The sequence below is a fragment of the Mesorhizobium sp. M0496 genome (genome assembly GCF_040321205.1).
Lineage (GTDB): Bacteria > Pseudomonadota > Alphaproteobacteria > Rhizobiales > Rhizobiaceae > Mesorhizobium.
The window spans coordinates 177,734-193,428 of sequence record NZ_JAMYRC010000001.1; the positions used below are offsets into that span (position 1 = coordinate 177,734).

The 15,695-nt window shown below is 58.7% G+C and carries 15 protein-coding genes and 1 pseudogene; 14 read left to right on the forward strand and 2 right to left on the reverse strand.

Features of this window, described 5'->3' with window-relative positions; translation table 11 throughout:
* Positions 1 to 7 precede the first annotated feature (7 nt).
* Complete coding sequence (locus NKI73_RS00915; protein WP_352626644.1) at positions 8 to 928, forward strand: phosphorylase family protein; 921 nt, start codon at positions 8 to 10, stop codon at positions 926 to 928.
* A gap of 34 nt (positions 929 to 962) precedes the next feature.
* Here the strand turns inward: NKI73_RS00915 and NKI73_RS00920 are convergent, their stop codons facing one another.
* Entirely contained in the window at positions 963 to 1,871 is a 909-nt protein-coding gene (locus NKI73_RS00920; RefSeq protein ID WP_352626646.1) for an MBL fold metallo-hydrolase, read from the reverse strand.
* 124 nt (positions 1,872 to 1,995) lie between these two features.
* Here NKI73_RS00920 and NKI73_RS00925 point away from each other — a divergent pair, with 124 nt between their 5' ends.
* Positions 1,996 to 2,586 (forward strand): biotin transporter BioY, encoded by a 591-nt coding sequence (locus NKI73_RS00925; RefSeq protein WP_352626647.1) that lies wholly within the window; start codon positions 1,996 to 1,998, stop codon positions 2,584 to 2,586.
* An 87-nt stretch (positions 2,587 to 2,673) separates the two neighbouring features.
* Here NKI73_RS00925 and NKI73_RS00930 read toward each other — a convergent pair whose 3' ends face one another.
* Positions 2,674 to 3,861, reverse strand: coding sequence for a Fic family protein (locus tag NKI73_RS00930; RefSeq protein ID WP_352626649.1), 1,188 nt, complete (start codon positions 3,859 to 3,861; stop codon positions 2,674 to 2,676).
* Positions 3,862 to 4,523: 662 nt separating this feature from the next.
* On the opposite strand from NKI73_RS00930, the gene NKI73_RS00935 reads away from it, so the two are divergent.
* The 12 genes and pseudogenes from NKI73_RS00935 to NKI73_RS00990 all read left to right on the forward strand — a co-directional run.
* Positions 4,524 to 5,663, forward strand: coding sequence for a sugar transferase (locus NKI73_RS00935; RefSeq protein WP_352626651.1), 1,140 nt, complete (start codon positions 4,524 to 4,526; stop codon positions 5,661 to 5,663).
* A 42-nt stretch (positions 5,664 to 5,705) separates the two neighbouring features.
* A complete protein-coding gene (locus NKI73_RS00940; protein ID WP_502909537.1) occupies positions 5,706 to 6,335 on the forward strand; it encodes a nucleotide sugar dehydrogenase in 630 nt (209 codons plus the stop codon).
* Complete coding sequence (locus tag NKI73_RS00945) at positions 6,332 to 7,357, forward strand: NAD-dependent epimerase (RefSeq protein ID WP_352626653.1); 1,026 nt, start codon at positions 6,332 to 6,334, stop codon at positions 7,355 to 7,357. The genes NKI73_RS00940 and NKI73_RS00945 overlap by 4 nt, the downstream gene beginning before the upstream one ends.
* 45 nt (positions 7,358 to 7,402) lie before the next feature.
* Positions 7,403 to 8,296 (forward strand): glycosyltransferase family 2 protein, encoded by an 894-nt coding sequence (locus NKI73_RS00950; RefSeq protein ID WP_352626655.1) that lies wholly within the window; start codon positions 7,403 to 7,405, stop codon positions 8,294 to 8,296.
* Entirely contained in the window at positions 8,293 to 9,561 is a 1,269-nt protein-coding gene (locus NKI73_RS00955; protein ID WP_352626657.1) for an MATE family efflux transporter, read from the forward strand. The genes NKI73_RS00950 and NKI73_RS00955 overlap by 4 nt, the downstream gene beginning before the upstream one ends.
* A 55-nt stretch (positions 9,562 to 9,616) precedes the next feature.
* Positions 9,617 to 10,366: a class I SAM-dependent methyltransferase gene (locus tag NKI73_RS00960; protein ID WP_352626659.1), complete on the forward strand. Its 750-nt coding sequence runs from the start codon at positions 9,617 to 9,619 to the stop codon at positions 10,364 to 10,366.
* Positions 10,344 to 11,501, forward strand: coding sequence for a glycosyltransferase (locus NKI73_RS00965; protein WP_352626661.1), 1,158 nt, complete (start codon positions 10,344 to 10,346; stop codon positions 11,499 to 11,501). The genes NKI73_RS00960 and NKI73_RS00965 overlap by 23 nt, the downstream gene beginning before the upstream one ends.
* Positions 11,498 to 12,643 carry a glycosyltransferase family 4 protein gene (locus NKI73_RS00970; protein WP_352626663.1) on the forward strand — a complete coding sequence of 382 codons (1,146 nt, stop codon included), beginning with the start codon at positions 11,498 to 11,500 and terminating at the stop codon, positions 12,641 to 12,643. The genes NKI73_RS00965 and NKI73_RS00970 overlap by 4 nt, the downstream gene beginning before the upstream one ends.
* 644 nt (positions 12,644 to 13,287) lie before the next feature.
* Positions 13,288 to 13,455 carry a hypothetical protein gene (locus NKI73_RS00975; protein WP_352626665.1) on the forward strand — a complete coding sequence of 56 codons (168 nt, stop codon included), beginning with the start codon at positions 13,288 to 13,290 and terminating at the stop codon, positions 13,453 to 13,455.
* 72 nt (positions 13,456 to 13,527) lie between these two features.
* Positions 13,528 to 14,022 (forward strand): hypothetical protein, encoded by a 495-nt coding sequence (locus NKI73_RS00980; protein ID WP_352626666.1) that lies wholly within the window; start codon positions 13,528 to 13,530, stop codon positions 14,020 to 14,022.
* On the forward strand, positions 14,003 to 15,040 hold the full coding sequence (locus NKI73_RS00985) for a polysaccharide biosynthesis/export family protein (protein ID WP_352626667.1): 1,038 nt from the start codon (positions 14,003 to 14,005) through the stop codon (positions 15,038 to 15,040). The genes NKI73_RS00980 and NKI73_RS00985 overlap by 20 nt, the downstream gene beginning before the upstream one ends.
* Positions 15,041 to 15,268: 228 nt before the next feature.
* Positions 15,269 to 15,412: pseudogene (locus NKI73_RS00990) on the forward strand (hypothetical protein); the annotation flags it as partial.
* Positions 15,413 to 15,695: the final 283 nt, after the last annotated feature.

Here is a 15,695-nt window from a genome sequence, read left to right on the forward strand (position 1 = left end):
TGGAAACATGCCCACCAATTACCATGCAGCCGACGATCTGACGGATCATTCGACGGACATCCCTCAGGTAGGGTTGGCCATCATCACCGGGTCGGCCAACTGGGGGCTTGCCTTCCCGGAAGATGTCGAATTCGATGGTGTGCGCACCTTGCGGCGCGACATGAGTTTTGAAACGCCTTTCGGTCGCTCCGACAACTGGAAGCTTCTCGAGTTCGATGCGTCGATTACAGCCGAAGGTAAAACCAAACGTGCATTGTGCATGTATTCGCACGGCAATCCCCGAGACCATATCGACCATTCCTGCCATCGCCGCGCGTTCTGGGTGTTGATGAGCGCGGGTGTACGGCAAGTGCTCGCTTGTTCGACCGTTGGCGCCGTCAACAAGGCGATCCAGCCCGGAGACATGGTGGTGAGCGCCGATATCATCGAACTGTCGCAGACCCCGTTTTCACTGCTGCCTGGCCGCCAGAGCTTCGACTGCTCGGGCAAGCAGATCGTATGTCCAAGATGTGCGGCATTGCTGGCCGAGACCGCCCGGCGCCATTGGCCTACCGAATGCCGGGTCCATGGCATCGAACAGCAGTTGGTGGCCGCTCATTGCTATGGGCCGCGATTGACCACCCCCGCTGAAGCTCTGGCGTATCGAAACATGGGAGCGGATGTGCTCAACCATTCGATCGCCCCTGAGGCGACCCTGTCGCGCGAGATCGGCGCGTGTTTCGTGCCCTTTGCGTTCGTGACCGCGGGTTTCAACGACTATATGGACCGCAACCGCCAGGAATTGCTGCAAAAAGACGTGTTGCCGAGCCTCTCCATGACAGCCTCGCGGGTTGCTCTGGAGACCGCGGCACGACTTCCGGCTAACCCTGAATGCTCTTGCCAGGGCTTGAAGTCGCCCCAACCGGCAGAGCGCTCCAGCCGTTTCTAACGTATGAGAGCACGGATGAACTCGTGCCCAGGTTTTAAGCGGCCGGCACAAAAATACCGGCTATGGCCGGGTCGCCGTCGGTGCCGACAAGACCGCGCGCCACCAGATCCTCGAGATGGGCAAGCACCGACAAGCCGGCGGCGCCATGCAGCCGCGGGTCGGTATCCCTGTAGATCGCCTTGACCATGTCCACGATCGTCCGGTCGCCGGCTCTGACACGCTCCAGTATGGCGCGCTCGCGCATTTTGCGGTGCGTCTTCAATCCGCGCATGAAGGCGCGCGGCGCCGTCACCGGCCCGCCATGTCCCGGCAACAGCAAACGGTCCCCGCGTTCGATCAGCCGGTCCATCGAGGCCATATAGTCGGCCATCGCCCCATCCGGCGGGGCGACGATGGAGGTTGCCCAGGCCATGACATGATCGGCAGAAAACAGGATGCCGGTTCCCTCCAGAGCGAACACCGCGTGATTGGCGGTGTGGCCGGGGGTCAGAGCCGTCCTGATCGACCAGCCGTCGCCGTCGACCACCTCGTCGTCGGAAAGGGCTATATCGGGGACGAAGGCCATGTCGGCACTGGCGTCGAGCGCATTGGTCTCGCCGATATGCAGGGGTCTTGCCGGCCTGTGTGGCCCCTCTGCCAGCACTGGCGCACCGGTGCGCTCTTTCAGCCGGGCCGCCAGCGGGGAGTGGTCGCGGTGCGTGTGGCTGACGAAGATATGGCTGACCGGCCGGCCTGCGATCACGTCGAGCAGGGTCCGTAGATGCGCCTCGTCATCCGGGCCCGGATCGATCACCGCCAGCGTATCGCGGCCAACGATGTAGCTGTTGGTGCCGTGAAAGGTGAAGGGGCTTGGATTGCGGGCCGTGACACGCTGGATATCAGGCGCGACACTTATCCCTTGGCCATAATGGGGGTCGAAGCCGGTATCGAATCTGAGTGCCATGGCGGATGCATCGGTGCCTTGTTTCGGGAAACGGCAAAACCGATTGCCGCATAACACGCAAGCCAATATAGGAGAACGTGAGGCCGCGAACATCGGATAGCGGCAACCGGATTGGGGAAATACCATGGCAATTGCAACTACGATGCGTCCGCTTGTTTCTCTGGCTCTGCCGCAAAATGCCGCGGCGCGGCTGGCAACGCAGCTTTTCCTGGCCATCGCCGGAACGCTGCTGCTGACCCTGTCGGCCAAGACCAAGGTGATGCTCGGGCCGGTCGACATTTCGATGCAGACGCTGGCCGTGCTGCTGATCGCCGCCGCCTTTGGCATGCGTCTCGGCGTCGCCACCCTGCTGCTCTACATGGCGGAGGGCGCCATGGGCTTCCCCGTCTTCCAGAGCACTCCGGAGAAGGGCATCGGCCTTGCCTACATGCTCGGCTCGACCGGCGGCTATCTCGCCGGCTTCGTGGTCATGGCGGCAATTGTCGGCTGGGCCGCCGATCGCGGCTGGGACCGCCATCCGATCAAGCTTTTCAACGCCATGCTGGTTGCCGAAGTCGTCATGATGGCAATGGGCTTTGCCTGGCTGGCGCTGCTGATCGGCCCGGAAAAGTCATGGCAGTTCGGCGTCGTGCCGTTCATCGTCGGCGACCTGATCAAGGTGGCGCTCGCGGCAAGCCTTGTGCCGGCAGTGTGGACGTTGCTGAAGCGCGGCTGAAACGCGAGCAGCAGCCAGCGGCTTGAGCAATCAATCCTGGCTGGATCGGAGTGACTGGCGGGCGTGGTGTCAGCCAAGTGATCCCATCTAGGTTTCCGGAAACAGCTTCGGAAACAGCGCATCCAATGCGTCGGCCCGGAAGCGTAGCGACACTGGGCCTTTGGGTGTTTCCGACGCCAACAGACCGAGCGCGATCACGTCATTGAACACGCGACGCGCCGTGCGCTCGGGCAGTCCGCTAATACGGGATGCTTCGCCGCGTTCAAATTCACCGCGCATTAGCGCTTCCTCCAGGAGGCGGCCGGCTTCGGGTTTCAGGCCGCTGCGCTCGACATAGCGACGTAGCCGCGTCGCGAGCGTGTCGAGATCGAACAAACCGGTCATAAAGTTCACCTGATCGATGCACACCTGCATGAACCATAGCGTAAAGTCGCCGAGTGCACGCTCGGAGAGGTTGCCTCGTCCGTCGAGATCTCCCTGGCGGGGCATATCGGCATGATCCATCATCCGCTTGTAGTCCGTGCGGCTTTTTAAGCCGCGCGCCAGACCGCGTGAGATCGACCACAGCCCATGCGCGGCGATCCCCGCTTCATGCGCCATGGCGTGGCTCATCAAACGGCTGACGCGGCCGTTGCCGTCGGGGAACGGGTGAATGAAGTTGAAACGATGATGCGCGGCGGGAATGGCCAGGATCCGTCCGGCTTTGCCCAGCCTATCGAAGCGATAGCGCATGGCAAAATGCTGCATGAAATCATCGACGCGCTTGCTCGAAGGCGGCTCATGCCGGCCGACGGCGACGTCATGTTCTGGCTTCGATCGCCACTCGCCTGGCGCCATGACGAATTCACGGCCGGCACCCTTGACAGTCAGCATGGGCGCTTCCGCATCGCGGTAGAATTCCGTATGCAGCCATCGCAGAAACTCTGTGGATGCAGGCTCAGGCAACCGCTTCTCGGCGGCCATACGATCGATCTCGGCTTGCAGGCGAACATGGGCGGCCGCCTCTAGCTGCAAGTTGCGGCGGTTCTCGTCTCGATCGAAATTTCCTGCCAGCGCCCGCTCGATGTCGCGCGGGCGCGTATCATGGCCCTCGATCAGGTTGCTGTAGTACGTGTTCATGATGCGTACCAGATCGGCGAGGTTGGCGGCGGTACGTGGGTGCAGGCTTTGGCCCAAAATGGCCGAGGTGGCCGATAGCTCCGCCAGCGCATCCGATATAGTTTCGGAAACATCCGTCAGGCGTGCCGGTTCGATGCGCTGTACGCTTTCTTCCATGGTTGGCCGATCTTGGCTTCCGCTAAATGCATAATTATAAATATATATTTCGAATTTGCCAAGATATTTGGCCGATCTTCTGGCCGATCATCGGCACTCTGCAGGCTTCGCGGGCCATAGGTGTCACGACGACGCCAAGATCCAGCGGCTTCGGGAACACAATATCCCCTCTCGAAATCGATCTTTCCAAGCTCCCGCGCGACTCGCTATCGCTAAGGGATGCGATCGCCGAAGCAGTGCTGAAACTGCTCAGCCTCATTGGCTCCACCATCCCCGCATCGGCACTGTGCGCACAGCGGCTTTTCTGAAGCATCAAACAGTTCTGTTGATCAAAACTTCTACTAACTGTTGATATGAAATAGATGCTTGCTGGTGCAACCGCACTGTCGTAGACCATTGATCTTCGACTATGTCGAAATCGCCGGGGGGCGAGGCGTTCGGTTCGTTCTACGAACGGGCAGGTCAGGTGCAGAACCACGCTGGCCTGTCGCCGTCACGGCAACTTCGGGGGGAGGGGCAAGGCGTTGAATGTCGCAGCGTCAACGATCGTCGGAAGCCGGCATTTCCTGTTCAGGATTCGATTTCAGCTGCTTGGCGGGCTGACATTCGCGATTTTTGCGCCGGCCATTATCAGGATTGTCTTCAATCCTGAGTTTATCTATTTGGCAAACCTTCAGGTGACGGTGACCGCCGCGGCGATTGCACACCTGGCGGGCTTCCTCTCCTATCGCCGTATCGGAAATTTCCCGGGCGTGGCCGCGGCGAGTTACATCTTGCCGACATTTGCCCTGTCCTACGGGGCTGTTTTCCTGACCATCTTCTTCTTTCGTTTCGAGTACAGCCGGTTTCAGGCCGCCGCCAGTTTCACGCAGTCAACCCTCTGGTATTTCGGCCTGAGCCTGTTGACGCGGCGTCTCGATCCGTACCGGCTCGTCGTGGTTCCCGGCGGAGATGTCGAGCGTCTCAAGACCTTGCCCGGGGTGCACTGGTTCTGGATCAAGTCTACCGACACGATCGTTGAAACAGCCAGCGGCGTGGTCGTTGATCTGCGTGCCGATCTTGGCGCGGAATGGGAACGATACATCGCGGATCGGGCCCTTTCGGGAACGCCGGTATATCATGTCAAGCAGGTCAGGGAGTCATTGACCGGTCGGGTCGAGATCGAGCATCTGTCCGAAAACACGCTCGGCTCGCTCAATCCGAACCAGGCCTATCTCAAGATCAAGCAGGCAGCCGATTGGGTCTCCGCGCTTATCCTGATCGTCGTTCTTTCACCCGTTCTGGCGCTCGTAGCCCTGCTGATCAGGCTGGATTCCGAGGGTCCCGTGCTGTTTCGACAGCACCGCATGGGCTACCGGGGCAAGATCTGCACGGTCTACAAGTTTCGCTCGATGCGACAGCACGCCGGCGCCGGCGGCGACAAGGAGAAGGCCATCACCAAGCGCGACGACGATCGCATCACCCGCATTGGGCGTCTCCTGCGAAAGTTCAGGGTCGACGAACTGCCGCAGGTCATCAACATCCTGCGTGGCGAAATGAGCTGGATCGGACCGCGACCGGAAGCTGTCGTGCTGTCGCAGTGGTACGAGGCGGAGCTGCCATTCTACCGCTACAGGCATATCGTCAGGCCAGGTATAAGCGGATGGGCGCAAGTAAATCAGGGGCATGTGGCTGCCGTCGATGACGTTATGGAAAAATTACACTACGATTTCTATTACATAAAGAACTTTTCGCCTTGGCTTGACGTTTTGATAACCCTCAAGACAATGAAAACGATGCTTACCGGCTTTGGCGCCCGATAGCCAAAGCGAAGCATGAATCCGGGCAACAATCTCAGGAAGCAGATGGATCTCGCCTCCAGGAAAATAGTCATCATCGGACTTGGCTACCTCGGCCTGCCGCTGGCGGTCGCCTTCGGTGCCACCAGGGATGTCGTCGGCTTCGACATCAACCAATCGAGGGTGGACGCGCTGGAGCGCGGCGAGGACCATACGCTGGAAGCCAGCAGCGATGAGATCAGGGCAGCCAAGGTCATCGAGAACACCCAGAGGGACCTCAACATCGCGCTGATGAACGAGCTGTCGCTCATCTTCGGCAAGCTGGGCATCGACACATCCGAAGTGCTGGAGACCGCCGGCACCAAATGGAACGTCCTGCGCTTCACGCCGGGTCTCGTCGGCGGTCACTGCATTGGGGTCGATCCCTACTATCTCACCCACAAGGCCCTGGAACTGGGCTATCATCCGGAGGTGATTCTTGCCGGCCGCCGTATCAAATGCGTGCGCGCCTTCGGCATAACGAGCATGAAGGACATTCCCGACGGGCGCTATGACGGCGTCATCGTGGCCGTCGGCCACAGGCAGTTCCGTGCGCTGGGCGTCGACGGCCTGCAGGCACTTTGCAAGACCCCGGGCGTCATCTACGACATCAAGGGTCTGTTCCCCAGGCATGTTACGGATGGGCGCTTCCGATGAAGGTTCTGGTCACCGGCGCTGCCGGCTTCATAGGCTATCACGTGTCGAAGCGGCTGCTCGAGCGCGGCGACGAGGTTGTCGGCATCGACAACGTCAACAGCTACTACGATCCGCAGATCAAGGAGGCGAGGCTGCGGCTGCTGGAGGAGGCGAGCCGAAAGACCAATGCGGGCTATCATTTCATCCGCGGCAATCTCGCCGACAGAAGCGTTGTCGACGATTGTTTTGCCGACCACGCATTCGACCGGGTAATCCATCTCGCCGCCCAGGCTGGGGTTCGCTACAGCTTGGAAAACCCGCGTGCCTATGTCGAAAGCAACATCATCGCCTATACCAACATGCTGGAAGCGTGCCGCAACAGCGGTGTCGCGCACCTGACCTACGCCAGCACATCGAGTGTCTACGGCGCCAACACCGACATGCCATTTTCCGAGCACCGGCCGGCCGACCACCCGCTGCAGTTCTACGCCGCGACCAAGCGTGCCAACGAGCTGATGGCGCACAGCTACAGCCATTTGTTCGGGCTGCCGACGACCGGGCTTCGCTTCTTCACCGTGTATGGCCCATGGGGGCGCCCGGACATGGCGCTTTTCCTGTTCACCAAGAACATCCTTGCCGGCGAGCCGATCAAGCTGTTCAACAACGGCAACCACACGCGCGACTTCACCTATGTCGAGGACATCGCCGAAGGCGTCGTCCGGGCCAGCGACAGCCCGGCCACGGGCAATGCCGCCTGGGACTCTAGCCGTCCGGATTCGGCCACCAGCAGCGCCCCTTGGCGCATCTTCAACATTGGCAACAACAACCCGGTGAAGCTGACCGCCTATGTCGAGGCGCTGGAAAGCGCGCTCGGCAGGAAAGCCATCGTCGAGCTGCTGCCGCTGCAGCCCGGCGACGTGCCCGACACCTTTGCCGACACATCGGCGCTGGAGCAGGCAGTGGGCTACCGCCCGACGACGACGGTGACCGAGGGCGTCGGGCGGTTTGTGGAGTGGTACCTGGCGTATTTTGGGCGGGGATAGGCCTGTTCCTGGCGGTTCCCGGCTGATCCTCGATAGCTCCGTTCGATGACCGCGCAACCAGGAGGGGATGGAATCGATACGGTTCGCAAACAGGCAGTCTGCAATCCATTGCAGTCCCAAGCGCTGTTGAGCGTTTGCATCCCTACGTTTAATCGGCGGGATCGCGTTGCTGCGCTGGTTCGGGAGCTGCTGCGCGCGAAGTGCCCGTTGCAAATATGCGTCCATGTCGACGGTTCGACCGACGGGACAAGCGAAGCGCTTGCGGAAATCGCGTCTCGCGACGCCAGATTGGTGGTCACAACTGGCCCCAATGGCGGCAGAGGGGCCGCGATGTTTTCGGCGATCGCTTCCGCCACTGCCGATTATTGCATGATTTTCGATGACGACGACGATCTCTTCGCCGATCGCTTGCCTGAGGTTTGTGAGCGTCTCTCCCGGCAAAGTGCCGATGAGAAGCTTGCGGGTTTTGTGTTCTCGATGGTTCTGAGTGAACCAGATGCGAGAGCAAACCAGTTTCCGTCAGGGCGTACAAACCTGATCAAGATGCGAGCTGACGAAGGTGTGGTCGGCGACAAGAAGGAGGTCATCAGAACTGCCTTGTTGAAACGGGTTGCCGTGCCACCCGCAGGGCGGTTCCGCCGTGTTCCAACATCTCTTCTCTGGTCCAGATTGGCGATCGAATACGACGTTGTTTGTGTCAACGTCGATATCGGGCGAAAGCGGTACCTGCCGGAGGGGATGACCGCAAGAATTCGCCTTCTTCAACGACAAAATCCGTATCCGATGTTTTTGCTGAATTTGAACTACGTCAGGGCATTCTGGATTGGACGATATCGCTCGGTTCGATTCTTGGGCAAGGCGGTCCTTGCCTGCTTGAGCTTTGGTGTCTTGAGTTTCCCATTCTTGCTCAAGAGGTCATTCGCACGGGTGACCCCATGAAAAGAGCCAGCCTGTGGGAATTTGTGGAGTCCATCCTCATACGAATTGTGCCTGGTCTACTAAATATAGTGACCTTACTATATATCGGAAGCCATCTGGAAACTCGGCAGTATGGGATTTTCAGCACAACGATTGTGACGGTTTCATTTATTTCGACGCTTGTTTTTGGAATCGTAACTTATTCCATAATGCCAGTTTCTGCAAAAATGCATGCCGCAGGGTTAGGTCGAGAGTACGTATCGTCTGTTCTTGTCGCCCTGTCTATTGTGGCGTTATGTGTCGTCTCGGTCGGATCGGTGCTGGTCTGGTTCGGATTTGGCAACGCCGTCGCCGCAACCATCATCGTTTCATTCGGCTTGCACACCGCACTTCAAGAACTCCTAAGGTCGCAACTGCGTTTGTGGGCATATGGTTGGTCGGCGATTGGCCAGGCTGTCGCATACCAGGCGGGAGCTATAGTCCTGCTTGTCGGAGATGCGAAAATAGGCTCCGCGCTTACGGCCTTTTCGCTCAGCTATGTCGCCGGAGCGCTGATTTCATTTGCTTTCCTGGGGCCGATGACTCTGAGGCGGCCCCGCCTTTCCTATCTTGACGGGTCGCTGGCCACAGGCTGGGGATTTGTGTTGAGCAATCTGGCCGAGAGCGGCGTGTTTGTCGGCATTCGATACATCATTTTGATGTTTGGCTCTCAGGCCCATCTCGGCGTCTTCTCGTTTTGTGTCGATCTTTCACAACGCACCGTCGGCTTCTTCATGAATGCGGCCAGCTTCGTGTTCGTGCCAAGCGCGTTTCTCAGTGCCGCAAATGGAAACGTCCGGGAGTTTCGGCGCGGATTGTTTGAGGGGGCGACCATTGCGCTGATTTTTGCAGCTGCGTCTGCCGCGGGGTTAATTGGTCTGTTTTTTTCCGGCTATGCGTCCGGATGGCTGGGGAGGTCATTTGACCCGACGGTTTTTGCGATCGTTTCTTGCGCTGTTCTAACAAACAGGACGAAGAAGGTGATCATCGATCCGTTTGCGCTCCGCTCGAACAACGCAATGACGCTGACCTATTCTTACGCGACAGGAGCATTGGCTTGCTGCTGTTTGGCGGCATTGAGTCTGTGGTGGCGGCTGCCGCTTGGCAGCGAAATGGCATTCCTGTCCGGCTATGCCATAGCCGCGGCTTGTTCGGTTTTCGCGTTGAGGAGCGTGATCGCCGATGACGGGCCTGATGCCACGCAGAGAGTTTTTTTGGCAACTGGCTCTGATGCCAAGAATGAATGAGAGAAGTAGCGGGCACAGATCGGCCAACGGAATTCATGGTGAAGCAGTGTCGATATTGCGAAAGTTCGTTCGCGCGAACGTGGCCATTTCCGAGTTCCTGGACCGGGCGCTACCGTTGCGTCTTCGGATCGACGGCGACCGAATTTTTGCAACGGAGATAGCGCCTGCCTGGCTTGTCTCCGATGCGCTGGTTTACGACCTTGGCGGGGGTGCAAGGCCGTTCGTCAGTCTCTCGGAGAAGCGGCGCCTGAGGCTTTTTGTCGTTGGGGTCGACCTGGACGCGCAGGAATTGTCGAAAGCGCCGCGTGGGCTATACGACGAGGAGATTGAAGCGGACCTTACCTCGTTTGAGGGGAGGGGCAATGCTGACATTGTGATCTGTCAAGCGACGCTCGAACACGTGCGCGACGGTGAGGCTGCCTTGCGTGGCATTGCCAGTTGCGTGCGGCCAGGAGGCGTGGTTGCCATTTTCTCGCCCTCGCGCAACGCTGTTTTCGCCAGGCTCAATCGAGTCCTGCCGGAAGGAGTGAAACGACGGCTGCTTTTTGCGATCTATCCAGAAAAGGGCAAGGGTCATGACGGGTTTCCGGCTTTCTACGACAAGTGCCTGCCAAGTGACGTCGAAACAATCGCAAGACGGAATGAGCTGGAACTCGTCGAGCGTCGTCTGTTCTGGAAGAGTTCCTATTTCTATTTTTTCGTGCCGGCCTTTCTCGCCTGGCGCATCTGGCTAGGCGTTTCGGCTCTTCTTCTCGGCAAGGATGCTGCCGAAACCTACGCTTATGTCTTTCGGCGAAAACAGTGAAACCTCGCAGCTCATGAAAAGGAAGCTCGCGCTGATCGCCATCCCGCTTGACATCAAAGGTGGAGCCGAAACCATCCTGAAACTGGTTGCGCGTGTCCTCGCGAGCCGGCCCGATTGGGACGTCGAAATAGGCTTCCTGGGTGGCCAGGCAACGGGGGACGCCGTTGGATCATATCGGGATGGAATTCGGCGCAGTTACGGCTTTGGCTCCGGCAAGGCGATGAGCGAACTTTTGCTTGTTCCGCGGCTGATCCGGCATCGGTACGACCTGGTGTTGTCGAGCCATGCGCGGGTGAATTCGTTTCTGGCTGCCGCCCGAAGTGTTGGAACTCTTCGAAGCCGCAGGCTGGTCGCTCGCGAGTCCACGATCCTGCTGGACCGCTTCAAAGGCCCTCGCGCACTGGCCTACAAGACGCTCTACGCTGCCTATGGCAGCCAGGACATGGTTGTCGCGCAAACGAGCTACATGAATGAGAGCCTGCGTGACGTATTGCCCCGGCGAGTAATCGATAAACTTTGTACTTTGCCAAATCCGGTCGATGAAGATCTCATCGTCAAAATGTCCAAGGAAACATTGTCTGAGCATGACGCCAAGATATTTCTCCGCCGTCCACAGATAGTCTGGTGCGGCCGGCTGATTGAAGTGAAACGCCCAACGATCGCGGTTGATGTGCTTGCCGAGGTCAGACGAAGGACCGGCGAAGATTATGAGCTTACCATGGTTGGCTCCGGGCCCATGGAAGCGGAACTGAGGGCCTATGCCGGTAGGCTCGATCTGGCCTCGCGCGTAAATCTGCTCGGTCAGAGAGACAATCCATTTCCGCTGTTTCGCGCATCGTGCGCCAGCATACTCACGTCGGCGGCCGAGGGATTTCCAAACGTCCTTCTGGAAATGATGGCTTGCCGGGTTCCGGGCGTCGTCACCACGCCCTGTGCGGGAGATCTGGACATGCTGTCCGGCCTGGAGATTTCAGCCGGCTTTGGCGCGTCCGAAATTGCGGATGCACTGTTGAAGGTCGTTCACGGCGGCGATCGGTCGACCCTATATGCAAAGACCTTGTCGGAAAGGTCGCCCGGGCGATTTGCGGATATGCTGTTGGGAGCGCCTTCGTCATATCCGGGTGGGCGGAGATGATGCCCGCAGTTCGCAACAAGATAATCATCTCGATAAACACGTCCTGGAACGTCGTCAATTTCCGCAAAGGCCTGATCGAGGCGTTGCGGAGCCGTGGCTACGACGTCGTCATCGTCGCGCCGAGAGACGAGTATTCTTCGCTGATAGCGGCGATGGGCTGCCGCCATGTCGAACTTGACATGGACAATTCCGGCACGTCGCTGTTGCGGGATATGGTTCTTCTGTGGCGCTACTGGCGTCTATTGCGGCGGGAGAGACCGTTGGCGTTCGTCGGCTTCACGATCAAACCCAATGTGTTCGGCTCCATCGCGGCCAATTTGAGCGGTGTTCCAGTCATAAACAACATTTCCGGGCTGGGGACGGCATTCGTCCGCGGTGGCCTCCTGCTCAGAATTGCCAAGGCCCTGTATCGGGTGGCGCTGGCCCGTTCCAAAATGGTTTTCTTTCAGAATGACGATGACCGGATTCTGTTCGTCGATGGGCATCTGGTTCGCAAGGAGCAAACCGGGCTTTTGCCTGGCTCCGGCATCGACCTCGTGCGTTTTGCCCCGTCGTCCGAAGTGCGCACCCGGTCTGATGCGATTGTGTTTCTTCTCGTGGCCCGGCTTCTCTGGGACAAGGGCGTCGGCGAGTTCATCGAGGCGGCCCGTCTGGTTCGCCAGGAGCTGCCCGGTGTGCGTTTCCAGCTGCTCGGCTTTCTTGATGTCGAGAATCGAACCGCGGTCAGCCGGCAGAACGTCGAGCAATGGGCCGGTGAGGGATTGGTCGAGTATCTCGGCTCCACCGACGATGTGCGGCCTTTCCTGCGTGCTGCCGATTGTGTCGTCTTGCCCTCCTACAGGGAGGGAACGCCGCGCTCGCTGCTCGAGGCGGCTGCCATGGGCAAGCCGCTGATCGCGACCGACGTGCCCGGATGCAGGGAGGTGGTGGACCACGCCGTCAACGGCTTCCTGTGCAAGGTGAGAGACCCTGATGATCTGGCAAGCAAGATGATCGAGTTTGCGCGGATGAACGGCGCATCCAGGAACAGGATGGGCGCTCAGGGCAGAAACAAGGTCGAGCGGCAGTTTTCGGAAACGATCGTCATCGAGAGGTACATACAGCAGATAGAAAAGCTGGATGGCCTCGCGGCGAAAGAATGAACGGGTTTGACGGACAGTTGGGCCGGATGGAGGACGGCCTTCGGAGCGGCGCGCCGGGACTATCAGGGGATGGTCCTGACCTGCAAATCCGTTGGTGCTGGAACGCCTTGTGATGGCAAGATCGCTTCGAACGTTGGCGATACCCTGGTTGTGCAGTGCTTGACGGCCAAGCGGGAAAGCCTGGCTATCATATTTACGCAGGGTCGTATTCTCTGCGGCCAGCCGGTTCAAGCCGATCCAATGTACAAGTCTTGCCGAACGGCTACGGATTGGATGCTCTTGCGGCGAAATGAATGGATCTGTCCCTGAACCCGACCGGCGGTTTCCTGCATTTGAGTATTTACGGTCATCTGTTGGGTAAAGTCGGTTCTTGAGCTTTTTTGGTCGAAACTGTTCATGCAATCTAGCTAAAATACTGTGCTCCGACAGTCGCGAATCGCTCTAAGTTGCCTCGCGCGCAAAATGTGTTGGAATTGTGATCGAAAAACTGCTACGTGCTGATCTGCTTTCTTTGGTGCGTCCGAAGGTGGATGCAGAGGGGATCAAAGACAGATGAATCTGTGAGCAAAATTGCGCCTGCCGTATTTGTTGCGTCGATCGGTTCGGCGGCTGCAGCCTGAATGTGCCGGCCAATTCGAGTCTCGATGTTTTCCGCCTCGACGACAACATTTTGCCTCAAGCTCGTTGGTTCCAAACAGACGGTCGCCATTCAGCCGTCCGGTGGCGGCGGGGTTGATCTGCCGGAAGCGATTTTGCTGACAACTGCCGTGCTCGCGGTGACGCAGTACGACGTCAACGGCGTCAGCCACTGACGGAGATTGCCGGGGGTGGAGCCGGTGTAATTCGTCCCAAGAGGGTGAGTTGCAGGTTTGGGTGGGGTAAAAATGAGGATTCGTCGTAGGTTCGGGGCTGTTTTCGTTTTTGTTGTATTCGCCGCAGAGGGCATTCTGGTTGCAACGCCCGATGCTTTCGCTCAGGAGACCTGTTCCTGTCCTGCGACCGTGCCGGCGTCCGCCGGTGCGATAGGTCGCCTTACACAGGTCCAGGGTAACGTTCAGATGTCCCAGGCCGGCGGCTATGCTGGCGTGGGGCCCGAAGCGCCAGTGTTTTCGGGCGCGCGCATCATGACCGGGGCAGAGGCGTCCGCCTTGCTGGCGGTGGGTGCCAATTGCGCATTCGATATTCCTGGCAACACCACGGTCAAGGTCGATCCTGTCGAAGGTGGCATCTGCGTTTCGCTCGATACGCCAGTTGCGACGGTTGTGCCTGCCAGCTCGGAGCCTGTCATGCTGCCAGTTCTCTTGGGCGGGGCCGCGGTTGGTGGCGCCGCCGCTCTTATTACTGGGCTGCAGGACGACGATGACGCCGTCAGCCGATAGCAGAGGTTCGACACCCGCTGTTTTGCGCAATTTTGTCGAATGCGTCATTCGCCTTCATGCGAGTAGCGCATTTGTGTTTTGTCGAGGCGAGGCTTTTGGCGGTCAACCGTCCGGACGCGATATTGCAGGATCGGGCGCTCGTGCTCATTGGAAAGCGGAATGCGAAAAGGTCTCGTGCCCGCAGCGTAGGCCGTTTCGGCGGATTTGGCCGGCTGTTCAAGAGCGGGACCCAGCGATCGGCATTTTCGATTTTGCAAGGCGTCATGCAAGCATCCTAACAGCGTTGCTCGCATCGCTGGCTATATCTGCTTGCACCAGCACCGCGTCGACATCGACGTCATCCACAAATCCTGTCAACGCCCTTCAGCCGGCGGCGTCCTCCACGGTTCTTTCGGGCGGCGGCACACTGCAGGTGGTGAAGGATCTTCCGCCGCCGCAGAACACCCAGAATGGCAGCGAGCAGCCCTTGTCTGCCAATGACGTGCTGGAGGTTAGCGTGTTCCAGGTCGACAATTTGAACAGAACTGCTCAGGTCGACGCAGGCGGGCAGATTTCACTTCCGCTGATCGGAACGATGACTGCGGCAGGCAAGACCGTTCGTCAGCTCGAGAAGGAAATCGAGACTGCCTACGGTGAAAAGTACCTGCAAGCGCCGGATGTGACGATTTTCGTCAAGGAATCGATTGGTCAGCGCATCACGGTCGATGGTGAAGTGAACAAGGCCGGAATCTATCCTGTGTCCAGCAGTGCTTCTTTGCTGGATGCGATCGCCCTTGCCGGAGGCTTCAATCCGGTCGGTGATGCCGGCAAGGTCTTCGTTTATCGGAATATCGGCCAAAACAAGCTCGTGGCAAACTACAATGTCGAGGAAATCCGGGCCGGCAAAAATCGCAACCCACGCATTTATGGCGGCGATGTGATCGTCGTTTTTGCTTCGAAGTCGAAAATCGCGATGAACAATTTGAAGGATGCTCTGGGCCTCGCCTCCAGCGCGGCCCGCATTGCGGTCATTCCTTAGGACAGGTCACGATACGGACAACGCAGGATCACCTCGCGCATGCTCGATCATAACAGGCAGCCCCAACGTGCCGAACCCGGACATGGCCAGGCTCAGTCCGCGGACCTCTATTGCGACGTGCCGCAAAACTACCGTCCTTATGGTCGCGGCTATGCCGGTCAGGATGAGGGGTTCAACCTGCTCAAGCTGCTTTTCTACATTGTCCAGTATCGTTGGCTCATCGTCATGATGGCAGCTGCTGGGCTTGTTGCCGGCGTCATCGTGACAATGATGCAGACACCAAAATATCAGGCAACGACGCAGCTCGAAGTTCTGGTCCCTTCGGCGAAGGTCTTTCAGGACATCGAAGTTGTTTCCGAAAACAGCGACGTCAGGGCCTTCCTGACCGCCCGTGAAAAGCTGAAGAGCCGCGCGCTGGCTCAGCGCGTGGCGTTCCAGCTGGGGCTTGGCGAAAAGCCGGACTTCCTGTTTCCGACGCCGAGCTTTTCGCTGAGCAACATTGTCTACCGGGCGTTCGGACTTTCGAAGTCGCCTTCCATCGAGGAGAAAACGCCCGAAGAGCGCGAAGCAATTGCTATCAAACGGATCCTGGACGACCTGACGGTCAATCTGGTCACCAACACAAGCCTGCTGTCGATCACCTTTGTCGATCAGA